We start from the raw sequence: 1,461 nt of genomic DNA, 5'->3' as shown, positions 1-1,461 counted from the left end.
TTTCTGATCAGGCTTTGCGCGTTTGCTGCGGTGCAGGAAATATCTTGGCCAATTTGCGGAGGTTTTGGGCGGTGGCGGCGAGGAGGAATTCGTCATTGGCACCACATGGTCCGCGTAATCGGAGCCGTCCCAGACCGAGGATGCGTTTGAGGTGGGCAAAGAGCATCTCGACCTTCTTTCTGAGTTTCATCGAGATGTCGTATTGGCGGGTTTTGGCGATCTCGCGGGCGACCTGGCGAGCGTCTTCGTGCTCTTCGCGGGTGATTTTGCGCGCATCGGCATTAGGGCAGCATTTGGCTTTTGATGGACAGGCCTGGCAAACGTCTTTCAGGGCGCGGTAGCGGGCCGTGCCCTTGCCAGTTGGCCCTCGGTTTGGGTCAGAATAGTTGCGGCGGAACTGCTTGAGTTCCTGGCCCTCAGGGCAAATGTACTGATCGTTTTCTGCATCCCACTCGAAATCCGCCCGCGTCCAGGTGCCATCGTTGCGCCCGGACTTGTCGAAGACCGGAATGTGCGGGGCGATGTTGCGGTCGACAAGCCAGCCCAAGAGCGGCCCGGTGCCATAGGCGGTGTCCGCGATCAGACGCTCCGGGTTTAGATCGAACTTCGCTTTCACGCGGTCCAGCATCGTCTTGGTCGATCCGACCTCTGCCTGCCGGATTGATCTGGTGCCTTCCACGTCGACTATCACCCCATGGTCGGTGTCGATCAGGTAGTTGTCGGAATAGCTGAAGAAAGCAGGACCTTTGCGGGCCGCGGTCCATTGGCTGGCAGGGTCAGAATGCGAGGTGAACTTGGGCTGCACCTCGCTCGCAGCTCCGAAAGCCGCCTCATCCAGAGTGTCGAGATATTCGCGGACCGCGCGCGGCGCATCTTCTGGATCGATGGTTGATGCATCCCATTCTTCCTTTGGAGTTGAGTTTTGCTTGTTTGCATCGGCTTCGATCAAGCTGGCATCGATTGCCATGCGCTGACCGCTGACCAGACCTTCTTCGATGCACCGCGCGACAGTCGTTTCAAACAGATGACGTAGAAGCCCACTCTCCCGGAAACGCCCGTGTCGGTTCTTGGAAAACGTGGAATGATCCGGGATACGGTCGGTCAGATCGAGGCGGCAGAACCATCGATATGCCAGGTTCAGATGCACCTCTTCGCACAGCCGTCGCTCAGAGCGGATGCCGAAGCAATAGCCGACCAGCAGCATACGGATCAGCAGTTCAGGATCGACCGATGGACGACCAGTGTGGCTGTAGAAATCCGTGAGATGCACTCGAATGCTGCTCAAATCGACAAAGCGATCAATCGACCGAAGCAAGTGATCTTGCGGAACGTGGTTCTCCAATGAGAACTCATAGAACAGCGACGATTGCGCTTCCTGCCTCGGTCCCATCATCGCTCAATCCTCCCACCCATTGGAAGAATTGAATCAGCAGTTCATGCACCGATCAAGGAAGAGTTTTT

Annotated in this window: 1 protein-coding gene; it reads right to left on the bottom strand. The window is 56.9% G+C overall.

Annotated features, from left to right (window positions below; all coding sequences use genetic code 11):
• Positions 1-7: 7 nt before the first annotated feature.
• Positions 8-1,393 (bottom strand): IS1182 family transposase, encoded by a 1,386-nt coding sequence (locus tag GOW04_RS21750; protein WP_171233995.1) that lies wholly within the window; start codon positions 1,391-1,393, stop codon positions 8-10.
• Positions 1,394-1,461: the final 68 nt, after the last annotated feature.

This window comes from Ruegeria sp. HKCCA4812 (assembly GCF_013034245.1).
GTDB lineage: Bacteria > Pseudomonadota > Alphaproteobacteria > Rhodobacterales > Rhodobacteraceae > Ruegeria.
Note: the sequence above shows the minus strand (reverse complement) of the source record. Positions and strands in the feature narration are given on the sequence as shown.